Source organism: Streptomyces sp. NPDC056480, from assembly GCF_042795405.1.
In the GTDB taxonomy this organism is placed as follows: Bacteria; Actinomycetota; Actinomycetes; order Streptomycetales; family Streptomycetaceae; genus Streptomyces.
In genome coordinates, this window is record NZ_JBHTSA010000268.1 from 1 (window position 1) to 1,000 (window position 1,000).

A 1,000-nucleotide genomic window follows, 5' to 3' on the forward strand; every position below is an offset into this window, starting at 1 on the left:
TCGAGGTCGACCATGTTGCCGGCCTCCTTCGCGGCCGACGTGCCCGTGTTCATCGCGACACCGACGTCGGCCTGCGCGAGCGCGGGCGCGTCGTTGGTGCCGTCACCGGTCATCGCGACGAGCTTTCCGCCCGCCTGCTCGCGCTTGATCAGCGCCATCTTGTCCTCGGGCGTGGCCTCGGCGAGGAAGTCGTCGACTCCCGCCTCCTCGGCGATCGCCTTCGCGGTCAGCGGGTTGTCACCCGTGATCATGACCGTGCGGATGCCCATCCGGCGCAGCTCGTCGAACCGCTCCCGCATCCCCTCCTTCACGACGTCCTTCAGGTGGATGACACCGAGGACACGCGCGCCCTTGTCGTCCTCCAGAGCCACCAGCAGCGGCGTGCCACCAGCCTGGGAAATCCGGTCCGTGAGCGCCTGCGCGTCCTCGGAGACACTGCCGCCCCGCTCCTTCACCCACGCGATGACCGAACCGGTCGCGCCCTTGCGCACCTTGCGTCCGTCGACGTCGACGCCCGACATGCGGGTCTGGGCGGTGAACTCGATCCACTCGGCCCCGGCCAGCTCGCCCTGGTGACGCTCGCGCAGGCCGTACTTCTCCTTGGCCAGGACCACGATCGAGCGGCCCTCGGGCGTCTCGTCCGCGAGGGAGGAGAGCTGGGCGGCGTCGGCCAGCTCGGCCTCCGTCGTCCCGGCAACCGGGGCGAACTCCGAGGCCTGGCGGTTGCCGAGGGTGATCGTGCCGGTCTTGTCGAGCAGCAGCGTCGACACGTCACCGGCGGCCTCGACCGCACGGCCCGACATCGCCAGGACGTTGCGCTGCACGAGCCGGTCCATGCCCGCGATGCCGATCGCGGACAGCAGCGCCCCGATCGTCGTCGGGATCAGACACACCAGCAGCGCCGTGAGGACGATGAGGGAGGTCTGCGTGTCGGCGCCCGCGTAGATCGCGAACGGCTTCAGCGTCACGACCGCGAGCAGGAACACGATGGTCAGCGAGG

General features: G+C 70.1%; 1 protein-coding gene. It reads right to left on the bottom strand.

What is annotated here, in order from left to right; genetic code table 11:
- Positions 1-1,000 (bottom strand): HAD-IC family P-type ATPase (locus ACFQ79_RS40765; RefSeq protein WP_383593461.1); only part of this gene is annotated, 1,000 nt, incomplete at both ends.